At 40.3% G+C, this 19,883-nt stretch carries 19 protein-coding genes; 1 reads left to right on the top strand and 18 read right to left on the bottom strand.

Annotated features, from left to right (window positions below; all coding sequences use genetic code 11):
- Positions 1–13: 13 nt before the first annotated feature.
- From cobA to BMY14_RS01385, 17 genes are all read right to left on the bottom strand, one after another.
- Positions 14–1,537 (bottom strand): uroporphyrinogen-III C-methyltransferase, encoded by a 1,524-nt coding sequence (gene cobA / locus BMY14_RS01465; protein ID WP_177177433.1) that lies wholly within the window; start codon positions 1,535–1,537, stop codon positions 14–16.
- A 92-nt stretch (positions 1,538–1,629) separates the two neighbouring features.
- Positions 1,630–2,559: a hydroxymethylbilane synthase gene (gene hemC / locus BMY14_RS01460; RefSeq protein ID WP_091828538.1), complete on the bottom strand. Its 930-nt coding sequence runs from the start codon at positions 2,557–2,559 to the stop codon at positions 1,630–1,632.
- Positions 2,522–3,835, bottom strand: coding sequence for a glutamyl-tRNA reductase (hemA, locus tag BMY14_RS01455; protein ID WP_019552020.1), 1,314 nt, complete (start codon positions 3,833–3,835; stop codon positions 2,522–2,524). Before hemA ends, hemC begins: the two co-directional genes overlap by 38 nt.
- Complete coding sequence (locus tag BMY14_RS01450) at positions 3,804–4,457, bottom strand: precorrin-2 dehydrogenase/sirohydrochlorin ferrochelatase family protein (protein ID WP_245741197.1); 654 nt, start codon at positions 4,455–4,457, stop codon at positions 3,804–3,806. Before BMY14_RS01450 ends, hemA begins: the two co-directional genes overlap by 32 nt.
- Positions 4,458–4,677: 220 nt before the next feature.
- The gene (locus tag BMY14_RS01445; RefSeq protein ID WP_091828536.1) at positions 4,678–5,349 is read right to left on the bottom strand and encodes a response regulator; all 672 of its coding nucleotides are present in this window, start codon (positions 5,347–5,349) and stop codon (positions 4,678–4,680) included.
- Positions 5,350–5,364: 15 nt separating this feature from the next.
- Positions 5,365–6,732 carry a secretin and TonB N-terminal domain-containing protein gene (locus BMY14_RS01440; protein ID WP_091828533.1) on the bottom strand — a complete coding sequence of 456 codons (1,368 nt, stop codon included), beginning with the start codon at positions 6,730–6,732 and terminating at the stop codon, positions 5,365–5,367.
- A 36-nt stretch (positions 6,733–6,768) separates the two neighbouring features.
- The gene (locus BMY14_RS01435; protein ID WP_019552016.1) at positions 6,769–7,317 is read right to left on the bottom strand and encodes a hypothetical protein; all 549 of its coding nucleotides are present in this window, start codon (positions 7,315–7,317) and stop codon (positions 6,769–6,771) included.
- A 105-nt stretch (positions 7,318–7,422) separates the two neighbouring features.
- Entirely contained in the window at positions 7,423–8,877 is a 1,455-nt protein-coding gene (locus BMY14_RS01430) for a glucose-6-phosphate isomerase (RefSeq protein WP_091828531.1), read from the bottom strand.
- A 108-nt stretch (positions 8,878–8,985) separates the two neighbouring features.
- Positions 8,986–9,897: a UTP--glucose-1-phosphate uridylyltransferase GalU gene (gene galU / locus BMY14_RS01425; RefSeq protein ID WP_091828528.1), complete on the bottom strand. Its 912-nt coding sequence runs from the start codon at positions 9,895–9,897 to the stop codon at positions 8,986–8,988.
- A 31-nt stretch (positions 9,898–9,928) separates the two neighbouring features.
- Positions 9,929–11,284: a phosphohexomutase domain-containing protein gene (locus BMY14_RS01420; protein ID WP_091828526.1), complete on the bottom strand. Its 1,356-nt coding sequence runs from the start codon at positions 11,282–11,284 to the stop codon at positions 9,929–9,931.
- A 180-nt stretch (positions 11,285–11,464) separates the two neighbouring features.
- Positions 11,465–12,109, bottom strand: a complete 645-nt coding sequence (locus BMY14_RS01415; RefSeq protein WP_019552012.1) for a bifunctional 2-keto-4-hydroxyglutarate aldolase/2-keto-3-deoxy-6-phosphogluconate aldolase — start codon at positions 12,107–12,109, stop codon at positions 11,465–11,467.
- A 63-nt stretch (positions 12,110–12,172) separates the two neighbouring features.
- Entirely contained in the window at positions 12,173–13,174 is a 1,002-nt protein-coding gene (kdgT, locus tag BMY14_RS01410; RefSeq protein WP_091828524.1) for a 2-keto-3-deoxygluconate transporter, read from the bottom strand.
- Between the two features lie 161 nt (positions 13,175–13,335).
- Positions 13,336–14,091 (bottom strand): 2-dehydro-3-deoxy-D-gluconate 5-dehydrogenase KduD, encoded by a 756-nt coding sequence (gene kduD, locus BMY14_RS01405; RefSeq protein WP_019552010.1) that lies wholly within the window; start codon positions 14,089–14,091, stop codon positions 13,336–13,338.
- A 52-nt stretch (positions 14,092–14,143) separates the two neighbouring features.
- Positions 14,144–14,974: a 5-dehydro-4-deoxy-D-glucuronate isomerase gene (gene kduI / locus BMY14_RS01400; protein WP_091828522.1), complete on the bottom strand. Its 831-nt coding sequence runs from the start codon at positions 14,972–14,974 to the stop codon at positions 14,144–14,146.
- Between the two features lie 60 nt (positions 14,975–15,034).
- Positions 15,035–15,979 carry a sugar kinase gene (locus BMY14_RS01395; RefSeq protein WP_091828520.1) on the bottom strand — a complete coding sequence of 315 codons (945 nt, stop codon included), beginning with the start codon at positions 15,977–15,979 and terminating at the stop codon, positions 15,035–15,037.
- 202 nt (positions 15,980–16,181) lie between these two features.
- Complete coding sequence (locus BMY14_RS01390) at positions 16,182–17,195, bottom strand: LacI family DNA-binding transcriptional regulator (protein ID WP_091828518.1); 1,014 nt, start codon at positions 17,193–17,195, stop codon at positions 16,182–16,184.
- Between the two features lie 241 nt (positions 17,196–17,436).
- Complete coding sequence (locus BMY14_RS01385; protein WP_091828516.1) at positions 17,437–18,195, bottom strand: YdcF family protein; 759 nt, start codon at positions 18,193–18,195, stop codon at positions 17,437–17,439.
- Positions 18,196–18,388: 193 nt separating this feature from the next.
- Between BMY14_RS01385 and BMY14_RS01380 the strand changes: the two genes are divergently transcribed.
- The gene (locus BMY14_RS01380; protein WP_091828514.1) at positions 18,389–18,742 is read left to right on the top strand and encodes a cupin domain-containing protein; all 354 of its coding nucleotides are present in this window, start codon (positions 18,389–18,391) and stop codon (positions 18,740–18,742) included.
- Positions 18,743–18,787: 45 nt separating this feature from the next.
- On the opposite strand, the gene BMY14_RS01375 is transcribed toward BMY14_RS01380, so the two are convergent.
- On the bottom strand, positions 18,788–19,831 hold the full coding sequence (locus BMY14_RS01375; protein WP_091828511.1) for a hypothetical protein: 1,044 nt from the start codon (positions 19,829–19,831) through the stop codon (positions 18,788–18,790).
- Positions 19,832–19,883 lie beyond the last annotated feature (52 nt).

The raw sequence follows: 19,883 nt of genomic DNA, 5'->3' as shown, positions 1-19,883 counted from the left end.
CTAAAAATCCAGATCATGCTTTTGCTGAAAAATCGGCTTCGATCGCTTCCACAAGTCCAGCAATTGTATACGTTTCAGCAACAATTGCCGGATTGATTGTATGTTCCAGGCAAGTCTGCGCCGTAATTGGGCCAATACAAGCTGTTTTAACTTGATTGACCAACGCGGAACCATCAGTACCTAAAATATTGAGCAAATTTTTTACCGTCGATGAACTAGTAAACGTAACCAAATCAATTTCACCATTTTTTAACATCGTTTTGATTTCTTGACCATTCAAGTCACCTTCTATGGTTTGATACACTGGCACAACCGTGACAACAGCTCCCAGTTCACGCAATTTTTCTGGCAGGATTTCACGTGCTTCCTGCGCCCGTGGAATGAGTATCTTCATGCCTGCTGTAATCTGCTCTTTGACTGCCTCAATAATACCTTCAGCTCTAAACTCAACGGGTACCACATCCGCTATAATCCCGTATTCACGAAGTTTTTGCGCCGTTGCTGCACCGATCGCTGCAATTTTAGCGGTTCCCAAACGACGTGTATCAAAGCCCTTGGAAAAAAGTCGATCAAAAAAATGTTCCACACCATTGGTACTTGTAAACATCAGCCAATCATAACCTGCCAAGTCATCCATTGCCTGATCAACACCACGATAAGCATCGGCTGGTGCTGCCATTTTAATGGATGGTGCTTCGATACAGCGTGCCCCCAGTGCTTCTAATCGACTGGTTAATTTTGAGGCCTGCTCACGAGCTCTCGTTACCAATACCGTTTTACCAAACAATAATCGATTATCAAACCAGGCCAATTTTTCTCGCAAATTGACCACATCACCCACAATAAAAATGGCTGGCGGCTTAAGATTGTTTTTCCGCACCGCTTCAGCAGCTTCACCAACCGTCGTTACAAGTACACGCTGCTCTGGTTTGGTTCCCCAGCGAATAACAGCCGCCGGTGTGTCCGCACTGCGGCCATTTTCAATGAGCTTCGCCGTAATATGCGGCAGATTTTCGACCCCCATCAAAAATACCAGTGTATCAACCGCTGTCGATAATTTATCCCAACGCATATTGGAATTTCCTTTTGTTGGATCTTCATGCCCCGTAATAACAGCAAATGAAGTTGCAACCGCCCGATGTGTAACGGGAATTCCCGCATAAGCTGGCACAGAAATCGCTGATGTAATCCCTGGTACAATTTCAAAAGGGAGTTTATTTTCATATAGCAGTAATGCTTCTTCGCCACCACGGCCAAAAACAAATGGATCGCCGCCCTTTAGACGGACAACAACCTTACCTTCTTTGGCTTTGTCTACCAAAAGTTGATTAATATCATCCTGTTTCATGGTATGCTGACTTGATGCCTTACCAACATAAATAAATTCTGCGCCCTTTGGTGCATAACTTAAAATTCTTTCATCCGCTAAACGATCGTAAACAACCGTATCGGCATTTTTTAAATATTCACAAGCCTTCACACTAATCAATTGATAATCTCCAGGACCTGCTCCGACCAAATACACCATACCTGCCATTATATATCCTCCTATAAATAAGAGGCTGCCTCTCGTTTTCTGCTTTTACAAAACAGAAACTCGATATTGAAGCACCCTCTTTATAAAAAATTTTACAATAAAAGTCCTAATTCCTGCATAATCTGCCGACCACCAGCATCTAACAGGCGCTGTGCCAAAGCAAACCCAAGTTTATCGGCATCGACACCAGCGCCCGTAATTGAATCACGAAGCAAGCGTTTGCCATCTACCGAGGCAATAACTGCTTCAACATGCAGCTGATTTTCTTTCGTTTCTGCATAAACGCCCACCGGAACCTGACAGCCACCTTCGACCGCCGCTAAAAAAGCTCGTTCCGCCGTAGAATTTTGTACAGACTCTGCGTCATTTAAAAAAGCCAGAAGTTCTAAAACTGCTGCGTCTCCGGCCCGTGCTTCAATCGCCAACGCACCCTGTCCAACAGCCGGTAAACAAATTTCCGGCAAAATAATATCCGTAATCAAATCGGCAAGCCCCAGTCTTTTTAGACCAGCCACTGCCAGTACAATCGCCGCAAAATTTTCTGTTTCAAGTTTCTTTAACCGCGTATTAACATTACCGCGCAAATCACAAATATTGAGATCTGGGCGAACATGCAAAAGCTGAGCCTTACGTCTAAGGCTCGATGTGCCAACTTTGGCCCCTTGCGGCAGTGCCTGTAGCGTTTTATATTTTGGACTGACCAAAGCATCTCCTGAATCAAAACGTTTCGTAATAACAGCAAGACAAAGGCCATCCGGTATTTGCGTCGGCATATCTTTTAAACTATGTACAGCAAAATCAATATCACCCGCCAGCATTTCCGTTTCCAATTCTTTCGTAAAAAGCCCCTTACCGCCAATTTTAGCCAGCGGTGTATCAAGTATCTTATCCCCCGTGGTCATGACATGTTTCAATTCAACCGTAAGGCCCGGATATTGTTTTTTCAAGCAAGCTGCGATATGCTCTGCCTGCCAAAGCGCCAGCTTACTGCTGCGCGTACCGATAATGATGTTTTTCTTCACTGCTCTGCTCCCTTACCGTATCAAGTTTAAATAAATTGCGCATTGCATCAATATAATACTGCTCATTGGCACTACCCGCTGACCCATTGATTTTTGTCATCGGTTCCCGCAGCAATTTGCGTACAATCATTTTCGTCATATTTTCCATGACTTTGCGCTGATCTGGTGTAATGTCCGAAAGTTTTGCCATAGCTCGTTTCACTTCACGACAGCGAATCCGATCCGCTTTATCCGCCAAAAGTGCCATAACGGGACGAAATGACAAATAACGGAATTTATTGACCAATTCATATACTTCTTCTTCGATAATATCACGCGCCTGTTCTGCTTCTTGTTCACGAACTTTAATATTCTCATCAACAACGGCTTCCAGATCATCAATATTATAGAGCTGCACACCTTTGATATCAGCAACTTCTGGTTCCACATCACGCGGTACAGCAATATCGATAAACACGATTTGACGACCTTTCCGCTTTGTCATAAGCTGCTGAGTTTCCCAGGTATTCACAATATAATGCGGCGCTCCTGTTGATGTAATAATAATATCAACCCCCACAGCCTGCTTCATAGCCTGTTCAAACACAACTGGTTCGCCATGAAATTTCTCCGCCAGTTCTGCGGCTCTTTCATAGCTGCGGTTGGCCACATAAACTTTTTCAACGCCTTTATCCACAAGATGCTGTGCGGTAAGTTCCCCCATCTGGCCGGCTCCCAGCAAAAGTACCCGTGCCTTCGTAAGATCGCCAAAAATATTTTTGGCCAGTTCAACCGCTGCATAACTGACGGAAACTGCATTATAGGCAATCCGTGTTTCTGTTCGAACACGTTTACCAGTTGCAATCGCCCTATGGAATAATGTATTTAAAACGGTACTCGTTGTTCCCTCTTCACGTGCAATCGCATAAGCTTTTTTGACCTGACTCAAAATCTGGCCTTCACCAATCACTAAAGAATCCAGACTGGATGAAACTTCAAATAAATGTGAAATGCACTCTTCACCGCCATAATAAAATAAATAATCATCAATATCTTCTTCATTGCCCGCCAAATCAAATAAAAACTGTTTTAGCATCGGCAAATCTTCATCTGCATCTTCCACAACCGCATACACCTCACTGCGATTACAAGTCGAAAGAATGACTACTTCATTCATTGCATCATATTCATCGATATGTCTGAGCCCCCTCCGGATTTTCTCTTCCGGAATCGAAAAACGTTCACGCACATCCACTGGTGCCGTCTTATGATTTAGACCTAAAACTATCAATTGCATTTCTAACTTCAGCCTCCGCCTCTTCTAACTTTCCTTGTTTTACGAATGCAAGGATCTTGGTATTCATCGCTTGCTGCCAAAACTGTTCTCGCTCTTTGCTTTTGGGCAGAACCATTTTAAGTTCCAAGCGAACTTTTTCAATAATATCCAATAATATTCCATATGTATCGCCATATTCTTTTTCAAGTTCAATTCGCAGCTGACGCGCCAATGCGGGAGATTTGCCGCCCGTTGAAACCGTAAGCAGTAAATCGCCCCGGCTAACTTGAGCCGGTACTGTAAAATCACCAGGAAAAGAATGATCCACTACATTAACTAATATATGCTTCAACTTCGCTTCCTTCGCTGCCTCAGCATTTACAAAAGAAGAATCGGTCGCGCAGATGGCCAAAAAAAATCCAGTCATATCTCCAGACTTATATTCTTTTTGTTTGTAAACAATTACTTCCGCTTGTGCGAGCTCTACTAAGGAAGCAGCCAAACTCGGTGCAATCACGGTAACCTGTGCCTGTGCCTTCAGCAATGTCTTAACTTTACGCATTGCCACTTTGCCACCGCCGATAACTACACACTTTTTACGTTTTAAATCTAAATTAATCGGATATAGAGACAATTTTTGCACCTCTTTAAAACCTATAACCAACTTCGTTTACTCTATAAGTAAGAATGAAAGTTCATCAAATACGAATGACATTCACTTTCTCTTACCATTATATAATATTATTCTCCTAAATTCCATTTTTATCGTCATATTTTCAAAAAAACACATAAAATAATTATACACTGCTTCTAACACATTGCAAATCAAAAAAGCTCCCAAATTTAAATTTGAGAGCTTTGCCTTAATCTAATGTCATTATTTTATTTTTAAGTACATAAATTAAGGCTTGGGTACGATCATTCACATTGATTTTACGAAAAATATTCGTCAAATGATTTTTAACTGTTTTTTCACTCACAAAAAGTGCCTGTGAAATTTCCTGATTGTTAAACCCTCTTGCAATACAACGCAATACGTCCATTTCGCGTGTTGTTAATCGTTCTGGACGAAATTGCCGCCACATTTCACGAGCCTTCTCATTAACATCATCATCTGAATTCAAATCACCAAATAATTTTTCTTCCAATTTGGGATAAACAAAAGCATTGCCTGCATAAACGACATGAATTGCCTTTATCAGCATAGAAGGTTCTACATCTTTCAATAAATACCCATCCGCACCACTTTTTAAAAGTTCAATTACATAATTATCGCTATCATGAATCGTAAGCACAATGATTTTGGTTTTCACCTTAGCCATCTGCAATTGACGTGTCACATCAAGACCGCTCAAAATCGGCATATTCAGATCCAAAAGCAAAATATCCGGCTGTAAAACCATTGTTTTTGCCAAAGCATCCTGACCATCTTCGGCTTCACCAATCACCTCTAAATCCTCTTCAAAATTCAAAACTTTTTTTATGCCTTGTCGTAAAAGCGCATGATCATCTGCTATTAGTATTTTTATTGCCATTTTTACACTTCCCTGTCAATCTACAATATGTGCAGTCAAAAAGATCATCACTTCCGATTCACTTTTGCTCTGCTTTTCATTTCGAAAAAAACGTCCCAAAATTGGAATATCCCCTAAAAAAGGAATCTTACTGATTGATTTTGAGTCTTCACTGCCAATCAAACCGCCAATCACCATAGTTTGACCATCTTTAAGCCGGATGTTCGTATCTGCGGACCTTTTACTGAATCGGTAGGCTTTTAAATCTTCCACATACATCGGTGAACTCACCTCAGTATGAACCTCCGCTGTAATAAACCCATCTTTATTTATCCGCGGCGTATAACGTAAAATAATACCTGCCTCACGATACACAATCGACGTAGTTGTCGTCGAATTCGTTGTAGATACCGTTGGCACAGGAACTTCACCACCAATATTAATTACAGCTTCTTTTCCCTGAATCGTCATAATATTTGGCCTTGCCAAAACATTGGCTTTGCCATCACTAATCAGTGCATTGAGTGTCGCCGCATAATAAAATTCAAATGGATGTCCCTCCGGGCCATGACCAAATTTAATAATTCCCGGAATTGATTCACCATTTTTCCATTGTCTCTGCACATTCTGCTTAGGAATATCCTCCGTTATTTTCTTCAGTGTCCCATCAGGCAAAACAACCGTATTTTCTAAAGTTTCATATTCCGTCGTATAAGCAGGATATTGCGGCACTTTAGACCACTCCCACTCCACACCGAGGTTCTTCGCCGCATCTTTATTGATTGCAATAACTTTGGCTTCCAATGAAACTTGCTGTGCCGGTATATCAATTTTTTCTAACATCTGCATAATATTTGCTGCCTCTTCATCCGTTCCATAAAAAAGCAGTGAATTGGTTTGTTCATCAATCATTAAACGTTTACTTATTCGATTTTTTGCATTATCTACTTCATGCACATTATTTTTTGCAATATCTTTAGTATTCTGCATAATTGGATTGATTCCTGCTTCACCGAGTACTAAAGTTGCCGCCTCCCCTGCACAGCGCCAATCGATAAACTTTAACTTCATAACATGCAATGTGCCAAAATTATTTTGCATCGTATCCTTTTTGCCAATAAGAATAACATTGCCTTGTTTTTGATAGACCAAACCTTTCATTTTTGTAATAACATTCAGAGCCGTATCAAAATCTATCGACTCCATCTGCACCGTAATCTTTCCTGTCACTAAATCATCCGCTACAATATCAACATGTCCCAATATGGCCAATGACGTCAAAACATCGCGAACTTCACCATTATATACATTTAAAGAAATTGTTTCGGCAGCATAAACTGGACTGCCTAGCAAAAATAAACTAAAACAAAGCAGCAAAATCTGGATCTTATTTCCAGACAGCATCATGTCATCTCCTGTTTCTCTTTTTGGGGATAATTTTTATTGTTCAAGCTGCAGCAGCTGCTCTCCGTCAAGCCCTTTAAGTCTTACAGCTGTATCCGTAATTGCCAAAACTTCATAATTTTTAATGATTGTACCAATTTGGCAGGAAAAGCTTTCTTTACCTGATTCAATTAAAGCAATTTTTTGCTCAGATCCAGCTAAAATCCCTTTTAAGACAAGCTTATCTGCCATTACCTTTTTCTTTTCTATAATCTTTTTTATACCCGGCAGCTGCTCCATAACGTTTACCGTAGATTTACCTAGATTAGAAATTTTTGCTACATTGTCAACCAATTCCATTTTTCTGTCTTTTTCTGCTAAAGTAAAGGGATCGCGCCCCTGCATTTTTTCTTCACTGCCCTGCACGGCCTGCACCAGATTCTTTTGAACCTGACTATGTTCGCTATCTTTTGATCCGTTATATGTACTATTTGCTATCGTCTCGTCTGTATTTCCCCAGCCTGCATATAAAAGCACAAGCAATAAAACGAGCAGGCAGCCTTGATTTTTACGGATACCGAAAAATTTTTTCAATTCTATCTTCATATACAGTCCACCTTTTTTCAGATTCTCATAAAAATGATTAAGTATACTCTTCTCCTTAAATAAAAAAAATCCTGTCGAATTCCGACAGGATTTAAAGTATATATTTTATTTATTTTTAAGAGCTTGCAGTTTAGGTCCCATAATCCGTTTATACCCTTCAACCCCCGGCTGATTAAATGCATCAACATTGGCAAGTTCACCTTCATACGCAATGGACATTGCCAGCATATAAAGCAGTTCACCCAAATGATATGGAGTGAGTTCTGGTAAATTAAATACGGCACTAAAACGCTGATTCGACGCCAAAGCATCTGCATTAGACTGCAACGCTACATCTAAGGCTTGACTCATCGTAACGCCCGAAATATCGGATAATTTAGGTGCGGATGGAAAAGCATCCGGGATAACAGGATCAACATCCCATTTTTGGATACGAATAAATTGAACGATTTTATTGAGTTTGCCTTCTTGATGCTGCTGTGTTTGTGCATGCATATCCGTTGTTCCCACCGCAACAACTGGCGTTCTCCCATAACAAACTTCATTGCCCTGTTTATCAAACTGTTTACCAAGCGATTCAGCTAGCAGTTGAATATACCATTCCGAAACAGATTTCAGATAATCACCATATGGCATCATAACTTCAATATCACGACCATGTTTTTCTGATGCAATAAATTTAAGTGCTGCATTAAGCATTGCTGGATTCTGCCAGATATCATCATTTTGACAAACCTGGTCCATTGCTTTTGCACCAGCAAGAAATGCTTCAATATCAAAACCAATGCAAGCCGCCAAAGTGAGACCAACTTCACAAAAAATAGTGAATCTTCCCCCAACACCATCAGGAACACTATACGTAGGCCATTTTTGTTCCGTGGCCAATTTCTTTAAAAGTGTTGGCTGTTTTTCATTCGGATCTGTTACAGCAATTACTTCAACTTCAACTTCAGGATTTTTTTTCAGGGCTTCATAAATAACCATGAAATTAGACATCGTATCAAGCGTACCGCCAGACTTTGAAATCAAAAGCAGCATAACATGGTATGGACGTTTTTCGCCATGGCAGCTCGCCACTTTAGCCGAAGCATTAATATGTTCGATCAAATCGGTAGTCCTTCTTGGATCAATATTATTGCCACTAAAATAAACTCTTGGGAATCCGTCACGTTCTGCTTTTGATTTACTGTTCCAGAACTCACCGCAATGAACATCAAACAAAACTTTATTGCCGAGGAATGAACCGCCTATACCAAGCGACACAACCGCATCCACGCGATTTTGTACGGATGCAGTTAGCTTACTTAAGCGAGCGATTGATTTTGGTGAATTCAAATGACCTTCTTCAATATAAGGAAGTTCACTAAATAAAACTTTCTCCGGTTCCCCGTCTTTCGAAAGATGACCAGCAACAAAACCAGTTTTACGCATCACTTTCATTGCTTCATGGGCCTTTTTCAAATCTGCTTCAAAACTCTTCAGATCTGCTGCTGTTACTTTACCTTCACCAAATAAATTTTCATAATCAAACGAAAATCCAGATTTTAATTCTAAACTCATTTATTACACCTTCATTTTTAAAATTTATAAAACATGCAACACCTCAAACAATTGGTGGTATAAAATATTATAGCACGCAGACGTTTGACTGTTAAGTCCGATTTAAGATTATTCTTTGTGGTCGTTTTCAGCCAGTTCGGAATGTTTTTCCAGAAGTGGTCCAACCGTTTTGACCATATAGGCCAAAAAACGATCCCTAAGTTCTGGTCTTTTCAAAGCATATTCAACTGTTGCTTCGAGAAAACCTTCCTTATCGCCAATATCATAACGCCGTCCATAAAAATTATATGCATACACACGCTGAATTTTTGCCAATTCACCAATAGCATCTGTCAATTGTATCTCACCGCCACGACCTGGTTTTGTATGTTCCAGAATTTCAAAAATTTCCGGTGTCAAAATATAGCGGCCTAAAACAGCTAAATCAGATGGTGCTTCTTCGATCGATGGTTTTTCAATTAATTTAAGCGCCTGCCAAACATTTTGTTTAATAGGAGTCGGGTCAATGATTCCATAATTCGGCACCTGTGATTTAGGCACACGCTGTACGCCAAGCACGCTGCCGCCCAAATCATCATAAACATCGATAAGCTGCGCCAAACAAGGAACTTTTGCATCGACAATATCATCCCCCAGCATAACAGCAAAAGGTTCATTGCCCACGAACTGTTTGGCACAAAGAACCGCGTGTCCCAGCCCTTTTGCTTCTTTTTGCCGAATAAAATGAATGGTAATATTGGATATTTCTTCAATCGTACCCAGTAATTCATATTTTCCCTGCTCTTTTAACTGCATTTCGAGTTCAATTGAGCGATCAAAATGATCTTCAATGGACCGTTTATTACGTCCGGTAATGATGAGAATTTCTTCAATTCCAGAAGCAATTGCTTCTTCAACAATAAATTGAATTGCTGGTTTATCAACAATCGGCAGCATTTCTTTTGGCTGAGCTTTTGTCGCTGGTAAAAACCGCGTTCCCAGTCCCGCTGCTGGAATAATGGCCTTGCGAATTTTCTGCATAAAGTTTCATCCTATCTATAAATGAATTCATTCAGCCGCGAATAATTGCTAATAATTCATCGGTTTTTTCTTTTAATAATGCTGCATCTTCCCGTGTTTCAACATTCAAACGAATAACCGGTTCTGTATTCGACATGCGAAGATTGAATCTCCACTGTGGATATTCAATACTGAGTCCATCGACTTTTGTAACCGTACCACTGGGACCATATTGTGCTTCGATTTTAGCAATAACAGCTTTGGCATCAACGACCTTGCTGTTAATTTCCCCACTGATCGGATAACGATTCATGCGTTCTGACATCAAATGCGAGAATGGTTTGCCAGCTCGCGAAATCAGTTCCAATACCAAAAGCCAAGGAATCATACCACTGTCACAATAGGAAAAATCTTTGAAATAATGATGGGCTGACATTTCACCACCATAAACAGCGCCTTCTTTACGCATCCGTTCCTTAATAAAAGCATGACCGCTCTTACACATTACCGGTGTACCGCCATCGGCTTCGACAAGTTCAATGGTGTTCCAAGTAAGGCGTGGATCATAAATAATCTTCGATCCAGGCAATTTCCTTAAGAAAGCTTTGGCAAGGAATCCAACCATATAATACCCTTCGATAAATTCACCGTTTTCATCAAACATAAAACAGCGATCAAAATCACCATCCCAGGCAATGCCAATATCCGCTTTCGTTTCACGAATCACCTTAGCCGTTGCTTCGCGATTTTCTTCGAGAATTGGATTTGGTACACCATTCGGGAAATTGCCATCCGGTTCATTAAACACTTTAATAAATTGAAACGGTAAATGTTTTTCCAGTTCATTAATAATCGGTCCTGCCGCACCATTGCCAGTATTTGCCACAATTTTGAGCGGTTTCAACGCACTGATATCAACATATGTAAGCAAATGTTTGATGTATTCCGGCATGATATCAACCGCTTCAACGGTTCCGGCAGTAACACCGATCACTGGCTCAAACACACCTGTGATCGCACGTTCTTCAATATCTTTAAGCCCTGTATCACTGCTGATTGGTTTTGACTGTTCACGAACAAGTTTCATGCCATTATATTCTTTCGGATTATGACTGGCTGTAATCATAATGCCGCCATCAATTTTCAAATAAGCTGTAGCAAAATAAATCATTTCCGTACCACACTGACCGATATCCACTACATCGCAGCCCATTTCCGTTAAACCACGTACCAAAGCAGCTTGCACGCTTGGACCGGAAAGACGAATATCATGACCGACCGCGACTTTTTTAGCTTTGAACAATTCAACAAAAGAACGTCCGATACGATACGCCAGTTCCTCATTGACTTCTTCTGGATATTTCCCCCGAATGTCATAGGCTTTAAATGCATCCCGTTTTAATTCCATATAAATCACTCCATTTTTCATATTTTAAAATATTACACTTCTTACTATCTCATAAACTTATTCGTTATATAAAGCGATTTTTCCTTTTTTATGAAAAGGAAAAAAAGAGAAAGCACGACTAAATGAATTGCTCAAACGCAACATTTAATAATGCTTTCTCTAAAAAAGAGGGTAAATGATTTATTGTCTTGCAGCTTTCACTGCATTAACAAACTCAATGGCCGTTGCTGTTATTTTAGCAAAATCACCAGTTTTCGCAGCACCAGTCAGGCTGCCGCCGGCACCAACTGCCACACAGCCTGCATGAAGCCACTCGGCAACATTCTCAACTGTAACACCACCTGTTGGCATTAACTGTGCCTGTGGAAGCGGCCCTTTAATCGCTTTAATCATCTTGAGTCCGACAATCTCACCTGGGAAAATCTTAATAATATCCGCACCAGCTTCCAAAGCCATAACCACGCCATCTAACGTAGTCGTCCCCGGCATACAGGCTACACGATATCGGTTACAAAGACGAATCGTTTCTAAATTAATGGATGGTGAAACAATAAATTCAGCCCCGTTCAGCATAGCAATCCTTGCCGTTTCAGGATCCAGAACTGTACCAGCACCGATAACAACTTCTGGATTATCTTTATATTTATCCGCCAGCACCTTGATGGTTTCCTGCGCTCCAGGAGTTGTAAAAGCAACTTCAATCGCTGTCACACCGCCTTTGATACAAGCCTCTGAAATTTTAATGCCATCTTCTGCATCCTTGCCGCGAATAACCGCTACAACACCTAATTCTTTGATTTTTGCAATAATTTTTTCTTTTTCCATAAAAAAACCTCCCAATTTGTATTGATACCAAACGAAAACTACTTAGCTCAAACTTAGCTAAAATCAACCATGAGCCTGTTTCATCCCCGGCATCACCTTGTCTTGCCGATTTTTCGATTTTCCATTAAAGTGGTTACACCAATAGGCTGTAATAATTGGTACTATGATCGAAGTAATAATAACCGCCGTTGCCACAAGTGCAGTTGCCGCGGCTACAATCGGTTCAAACGCCGGAACCATCTGCGCAATAATAACTGGATTCGTAACAGCTGCCCCAGCCGTACTTGAGGCCGCCAGTCCCGCACCGCCATGCCCGCCGCCAATGTATTTATCTGCAAGTATCAAAGGAATACCTGTTACAATTATAACACCAATTCCCAAACAAATCCCGAGCAATCCGGTCTGCCCAAGTACTGCCAAATTAATTGTATTTCCTAAGGCAAAGCCAAAGAAAGGAATCATCGTCATCGATGCACTGCCAAAAAATACACGTAGTTCTTTATCCAGATTACCTAAAGCAAAGCCAATAACAAAAGGCAAAACTGCACCCACAAATAAGCGTGGTTCAAAATATGCCGCTCCTGTACTTCCTAAAATCATCATAGTCACCAAAGGACCCGATTCAATGGAAGTCAATACAAATGCACCAGCTTCTTCTTTTGTCCCATACTGCTGCATAATGGAAGCATACAGGCCGCCATTCGTCATATCCATCGAAGTAACAATCGCGAGCGTGGAGAGCCCCGCAAAAAATCCCGTCTGAATCATACCTTCAGGCATAAAGCTGACACAAATCATACCCACAAGCCAGGCAACCAATATTTTCGTCAAAACAATCGTTCCCGATTTACGTAAAACTACTCCGGTCGATTTGATATCGATACCAGCCCCCATACAAAAAAACCATACAGAAAGAATTGGCACGGTTCCCGTAATTAACCCATTCGTAAAAGAACCAAAATACTTACCGGCTTCCGGTGTAAATGTATGACATAAAGCTCCCAGAAATAATGGAACTAACATCAATCCGCCAGGAATGCGCTCTACGGTTTGTTTAATTTTCAATGGAATCGCCCCTTTAATTATTATAATTTTCCAACAATTAAGAATGTTATAATTTCAACTCACAGCTCATTTTAGACAATATGTCACCATTGGCAAAAATTTTTTTTAAATTACACTGACTGGTTTTCCCAGTCAGTGCCAAACTTTACTTTACGTTAACCTTACCGTGCCAGCCAGCCGCCATCGACTGCAATCGTATACCCACTCACGTAATTTGCTGCATCCGATGCTAAGAAAACAACCGGACCAGCTAAATCAGAAGGTGTTCCCCAGCGGCCAGCTGGAATACGATCGAGAATTTCCGCATTACGTTTTGCATCCGCCCGCAATGCTGTCGTATTATCCGTAGCCATATACCCTGGTGCAATCGCATTCACGTTAATGCCATGTTTAGACCACTCATTGGCTAAAAGTTTTGTCAGACCCATTACAGCACTTTTACTAGATGTGTAGGATGGAACCCGAATCCCCCCTTGGAATGACAGCATCGAAGCAATATTGATGATTTTCCCGCCATTACCTTGTTTTATATACTGTTTGGCCACCGTCTGTGACAAAAAAAACAAGGTTTTCAAATTGATATTCAGCACATCATCCCAATCCTTTTCCGAAAAGTCAATCGCATCATTGCGGCGAATAATACCTGAATTGTTTACTAAAATATCAATATGTCCAAACCGTTCAACAGCTTCATCGACAATTCCCTGAACCGGACTGAGCGTAGCGAGACTTGCTTTGATTCCATGAAACTGGCGGCCCAATGCTTTGACTTTATTTTCTGTATCCGTATAATCACTTGTAGCAACACTGACAATATCAGCACCAGCCTGAGCAAGCCCCAATGCCATGCCTTGTCCCAAACCTTTTGTCCCGCCTGTAACAATAGCAACCTTGCCTGTTAAATCAAACATACCCATTTTCTCTGACCCCTTTTCTATTTACTCTCTGCCTAAATAAAACAAAATGGTTTTATCGTAAATCGGGTATTTTAATATTGTCCATATCATCAAATTCTTGATTTTCACCAACCATGCCCCAGATAAATGTATAATTATGAGTTCCTACGCCAGCATGAATGGACCAGCTCGGTGAAATAATTGCTTCTTCATTATGCATAACCACATGGCGTGTTTCTTGCGGCTGTCCCATATAATGCATAACTACATCGGTTTCCGGTAAATCAAAATACATATACACTTCCATACGGCGTTCATGTGTATGACAAGGCATGCTGTTCCACATATTACCTGGTTCAAGTGCTGTCATTCCCATTACAAGCTGACAACTTTCCACGCGCCCTGGAATAATATACTGATAAAGATTACGTTCATTTGATGTTTCGATGCTGCCTAAATGACGTGGTGTGATTGAGCTGCGTTCGATTTTGACAGTTGGATACGTTTTATGAGCCGGTGCACTATTGAAATAGAATTTCGCCGGATTTTTAGTATCATCACTGGAGAAAACAACTTTTTTCGCTCCCATACCAACATACAAGCCATCCGTACGTACTAAATCATAAACGGTGCCATCTACATCTACTTTTCCACTACCGCCAATATTGATAATACCTAATTCTCTTCTTTCCAGAAAATATGAAACGCCCATATTTTCACCAGCTTTTACTTTTAGTTCACGCGGTGAAGTTGGTGCTACACTGCCTTGAATCATACGATCTACATGGCTGTAAACCATCTGAATTTCACTTTGGAATAACCCCTGAATCAAAAATTCATCTCTGAGTTCATCTGTTGTAAAACGTTTAACATCTTTGGGATTTACTGAATATCTTACTTCCATTTTGAATTTCCCCCTACGTATTTATTATTTTTATTTATGAAAGAATCTGAAATAACAAAATTAGTTTTTGTGCTCACGGAAGAATTTATCAAGTCCAGCCACAGTTGGCAAACCGTCATTATCTCCCGGTGACATGACCGCCAGAGCACCGATTGCCGAACCACGTCTAACTGCTTCCTGCAAGTTTTGTCCTTCGAGTAAAGCACTCACCACGCCTACAGCAAAGCCATCACCAGCACCGACCGTATCAACCACATGATCAACTTTAAAAGCCGGAATCATAAATTTTTCCATTTGGGTCTTAACAAAAGCTCCCTGGGCACCTACTTTTACAATAACTGCTTTTACACTTTGCTTTAGATAAAAATCGGCAATCGTTTCCGGATCATCTGACCCTGTCAGAATTTTACCTTCACTAACCCCAGGCAGAACAATATCAGCCTGTATCGCCAAAGAATTAATCACCTCTACCATTTCCGCCTTATCTTTCCACAGCGCCAAACGTAGATTTGGATCAAATGAAATACGAACCTGCTCTTTTTTTGCAGCTTCAACCAAAGCATAAATGCTTTGACGGCAGGATAAAGATAATGCTGGTGGTATGCCGGTTACATGAAGATGTTTAATTGTACTCCAGTCAATGGCTTCAATATCAGCCAGACTAAGATTCGCAAAAGCTGTATTTTTGCGAAAATTAACAACTTCCGGATCTCCAGATGCCACTTTTGCTTTAAGCTGCATCCCTGTCATATGCTCATCATCAAACCCTACATAACGATTATCAATCTTGTTTTCCACTAGAAAATCCTTGATATGTTTACCAAATGGATCGTTTCCAATTTTGCTGACATAGGCTACTTTGTGTCCAAGTCTTGCCATACCCACCGCAAAATTCACCTCCGCACCACACACATAACGCGTAAAATGCTCCACCTGCTCCAGCGGCTTGATTTCATCTGCCACCAATAGCCCCATGGGTTCTCCAATCGTAAGTACTTCAATCATGGCCTTACCTCCTCGATAATGTATATTCACAAAAATTAAAACTATATATAATGTATTAAAGATAGCTTATTAGTCTGCTCGAAATGAGATATAGGGCATCTATATCCCATCTGGTGATTTCCATATGAAATATTTTATGCAACTTATATAGCTATTTTAATAATATATAACCATTCCGTTTATCGGTTTCTATTATAAAAAATCAAGTTGAATTGCGAATCACCAGCTCACAGGGAAGTTCAATTCTTCGCGGCGCCGCATTATGATTGCGATGCAGCCTGAACATCATTCTCTTTACACACTCACGCCCAACTCTATAGGATGGCTGCGCCACCACTGTAATCCCGCCATCCACTAAATCTGTCCAATCCCAATTATCAAAACCACAAATACCAATCTCATCTGGAAATGAAATTTCCATTCGCTTCAATGCCTGAACAACATACAACGTTGCTATGCCATTACCAGTGTAAACGGCCATACGCTGTCCACGATTTTTCTGCCTGAATTCTTCTAATAGTACATCACCAGTTTGAGTATCCGTTTTATCGATAATATAAACTTGCGGCTCTATGCCAAAAATCTCATAACAGGCATCTTGATAAGCCTGACAACGTCTAAGCCGCGTACCATTTTCCAAAGGCTCAGAAAAAAAGCCCACGCGTGTAAAGCCACGCATTTTCAAATGCCGTAATGCCGTAAACGTGATCTCTCGATCCGCCGTGCGAATTACATCAAATATATGGATATCAATCGGACGATCTGCCAAAATAATAGTGACGCCAGACTGAGCTAATTGCTGTAAAAATTCATTGTTTTTGCCAGTTGTATTTAAGATAATACCTTCCACACGCTGATCCAGCATAGATAAGATATAATCCCGCTCTTTTTTCGGATTATCATCTGTATTCGTAATCAGCACACCATAGCCATATCGTTCACAGCAGTCACCAATGCCTTTCAGTAAAATTGCTGAAAAAGGATTCGTAATATCAGAAACAATAACACCAATCAGTCGGCTGCGTTTCGATTTCAAACTACGAGCCAAATTATTAGGCCGATAGGCGAGCTCCTCAATGACTTGCGTAATCTTATTTTTTGATTCATTCGACATAAATTCAAATTTACCATTTAGATATCGAGAAATGGTGGTTTTTGATACACCCGCTTTCGCTGCAACATCAACAATGGTAACATTCCTTTTTTTTTGATCCATAATCAAGACTCCCAGCATAAAAAAACGTATCAAACTATCTCAGAAAAGAGATTCCTGTATTTTAGGATTCGTTTTACGAAATCGTTTTACATATTTAAATAAACTTAACATTCACAATTCTTATTTTAGATTATCTTATATTATATGTCCAGTATTTTTTGACAATTCTTTTATATGAATAAATGGTTATTTTTGCAACTTTCATAAATAAAATTTATAAAAAAGAGGCTTTTCGCCCCTTTTAATTTTCTAGATATTTGGTCACCAACATTCGCAGTTTCTCCTGCAAAACCATTGCATTCGCCTGCAAAGCCCCAGCTGATGGATTCAATTTATTATAGTGAAAAGCATGTTCCCGATTCACCATATAATCTGTCGGGAATGGTTTCACTACAACATTTTCTTTTTGGAAATCTAAAACCGCTCGTTCCATATGAAACGCCGATGTCACTAAAATCGGCTCCATCAACATATTTTTTTTTAACATTTCATGCGAAAATTTTGCATTTTGTCGTGTATTGAGGCTCTGATCTTCAACCAGAATATCGCTCTCTTTAACACCCAGGCTCAAAAGCATCCGTTTGGCAATTACAGCTTCACGACCACTATCTGCATACACCTGTCCACCGGATACCAGTATTGGCACATGCAGCCGATTATATAAACGGACCACAGTCAGCAATCGATTTGCCGGGCTGCCAGACAGGCCCCCAGCTCCATCCAAATCTGGTGTATCCTTGGTCGCACCGCCGCCTAACATAATAATAACATCGCCTTTAGGATCAGATGGAGGATCATAAACACTCTCCAAATTCCCCAGCAAAGAATCGGCGACTAAATTTGTTGACAATAGATAAAATACAAAGGTTAAACCTATAAAAGCACTGGCAATTGCATGCTCGTTGCGACGCCATAAAAAAATCGCCAAAATTATAAAACTAAGAAAAAATATACCGGGCGGCAAAATAAAACTTGCACCAAATTTCAATAAATAAATCATTCTATACTCCTTTTTCTTCAAAGGTATTTTTTAATCATTCGCGAAATCTATACTATATAGAAGTTGCATTGAAATATTTCATATGGCAATCGTCAGGAATGAGGTATACCCCATTCCTGGCAGCCTAACAGGCTGGATGCAATTTCTTTAATGCAGCTTATATAGAATCAGAAATAAGGGAGATCGATTATAAATGGCATTACTCAATGAGAGAAAAATTTTAGATTGTGAAAAAAAATCTGGCGGCAAAGGACATGTTCTCATTGAACCACTGCTTGGCGAAAAAGAACGAGCAGGGCAATGCGGTCTTTATGCCAAGGTAATTCTTGAACCAGGCTGTTCACTTGGCCATCACTTTCACCATGGCGAAAGTGAAACCTATTATATTCTCGCCGGTCAAGGTACATACAACGATAATGGGAAGAATATACCTGTCAAAGCAGGGGATGTAACATTTTGCCCCGATGGTGAAGGACATAGTTTGGAAAATACCGAAAAAGCAGGGAATCTGATTTTTATGGCCCTCATTATCAAAAATAAAAACTAAAAACTGCTGAGCCGTTGTTTTTGATTGGAAAACAACGGCTCTTTTTTATTGGAATAAATCCCGCTGCGTCTCCACAGTTAACTTATGCCAGCACAAGACCAGTTGCTCTTTCGTCAGGCATTCCTGCGGATAATACGTATGATCCCGCAGCAGCATTCGGCGAATCCGCCTGGCATCCAGCTCATCCCAAGCTTCACAAAATGCATCCAGTGCCTGGCAATTCACGCTCTGCTCGACCTTGCCTGATGAACAATCCATGTTAAATAATTCTCGATAAAATGGCATAGCCAGCTGCACCGGCAGTTTTGCCTGCAGTCCATACCAAATTGCAATTCCCTCTAAATCCAAATTGCCAAAATAATAAAAAAAATGCTGCTGCCCGGTTAGGCCAAGCTGACGTGGTAATACAAAAAGATTCCCGATGATTTTCCAGCCCCCGCCAAAAGTAAGGGATGAAAATTCAGTTTCTGGTAAAATTGGCAGCAGCGCATAATAAACAGCTTTGTTTTCTACAATCAGATGCCGGTGTGCATCTTTTAAAAGAACCGACGGATTGATTGCGACCATAAGTGGATCAGGACAATTCGTAATTCGCATTTTTTCTCGCAAATTTAATTTTTCCAACAAAGTCATCCCGCCTTGCAATAAAACCTGTTCATCACCAAAAATCTGATAAGACCTTTCCTGCTCCGTCACTTCATCACGCGGAAACCCATACAATTTTAAATAATCAGCAATTTTTTTTAGCCGTGGTTTATCTTTTTTCCACTCAATCCAGCTGGCTTTAAAATAATAAGATAAATCCATCAAATGGGATACCTGCATTTGGATCATCTCACGCTGCAATTTTTCTCTGTCATCACGGATTAATCGGGAAAGATTAATTCGATATTTTTGGCATAAGACCCCCTCACGACAAGAACCATGTTTCGCTCCATAGTCTGATAAAATACCAGTCTTAACGAAAGATTGTATCACATCACAAAACTCCTCATACGAGTACGGAGCTGGACAAATTTTTTCTAACTCAGTCAACGAAATTATTTTTCTTCCATACGCTTTAAAATACGTCAAAAAACTTTCTTTCATTGTTTCCTCCAAAATCACACATCTTCACTCTGACCAATGCTCTCTATATTAT

The organism is Propionispira arboris (assembly GCF_900109225.1).
GTDB lineage: Bacteria > Bacillota > Negativicutes > Selenomonadales > Selenomonadaceae > Propionispira > Propionispira arboris.
The sequence above is the reverse complement of the archived record's forward strand: the minus strand, read 5'-3'. Positions and strand labels throughout refer to the sequence as shown.

Bases quoted from the DNA above. Each gene is read 5' to 3' on its own strand.
- BMY14_RS01430 (WP_091828531.1), bottom strand. From the start codon at position 8,877: ATGAGTTTAGAATTAAAATCTGGATTTTCGTTTGATTATGAAAATTTA.
- BMY14_RS01385 (WP_091828516.1), bottom strand. From the start codon at position 18,195: ATGATTTATTTATTGAAATTTGGTGCAAGTTTTATTTTGCCGCCCGGT.
- cobA (WP_177177433.1), bottom strand. From the start codon at position 1,537: ATGGCAGGTATGGTGTATTTGGTCGGAGCAGGTCCTGGAGATTATCAA.
- kduI (WP_091828522.1), bottom strand. From the start codon at position 14,974: ATGGAAGTAAGATATTCAGTAAATCCCAAAGATGTTAAACGTTTTACA.
- BMY14_RS01440 (WP_091828533.1), bottom strand. From the start codon at position 6,732: ATGCTGTCTGGAAATAAGATCCAGATTTTGCTGCTTTGTTTTAGTTTA.
- BMY14_RS01445 (WP_091828536.1), bottom strand. From the start codon at position 5,349: ATGGCAATAAAAATACTAATAGCAGATGATCATGCGCTTTTACGACAA.
- BMY14_RS01435 (WP_019552016.1), bottom strand. From the start codon at position 7,317: ATGAAGATAGAATTGAAAAAATTTTTCGGTATCCGTAAAAATCAAGGC.
- BMY14_RS01415 (WP_019552012.1), bottom strand. From the start codon at position 12,109: ATGGAAAAAGAAAAAATTATTGCAAAAATCAAAGAATTAGGTGTTGTA.
- BMY14_RS01380 (WP_091828514.1), top strand. From the start codon at position 18,389: ATGGCATTACTCAATGAGAGAAAAATTTTAGATTGTGAAAAAAAATCT.
- BMY14_RS01395 (WP_091828520.1), bottom strand. From the start codon at position 15,979: ATGATTGAAGTACTTACGATTGGAGAACCCATGGGGCTATTGGTGGCA.
- galU (WP_091828528.1), bottom strand. From the start codon at position 9,897: ATGCAGAAAATTCGCAAGGCCATTATTCCAGCAGCGGGACTGGGAACG.
- BMY14_RS01375 (WP_091828511.1), bottom strand. From the start codon at position 19,831: ATGAAAGAAAGTTTTTTGACGTATTTTAAAGCGTATGGAAGAAAAATA.
- BMY14_RS01420 (WP_091828526.1), bottom strand. From the start codon at position 11,284: ATGGAATTAAAACGGGATGCATTTAAAGCCTATGACATTCGGGGGAAA.
- hemA (WP_019552020.1), bottom strand. From the start codon at position 3,835: ATGCAATTGATAGTTTTAGGTCTAAATCATAAGACGGCACCAGTGGAT.
- BMY14_RS01390 (WP_091828518.1), bottom strand. From the start codon at position 17,195: ATGGATCAAAAAAAAAGGAATGTTACCATTGTTGATGTTGCAGCGAAA.
- kduD (WP_019552010.1), bottom strand. From the start codon at position 14,091: ATGGGTATGTTTGATTTAACAGGCAAGGTTGCTATTGTTACAGGCGGG.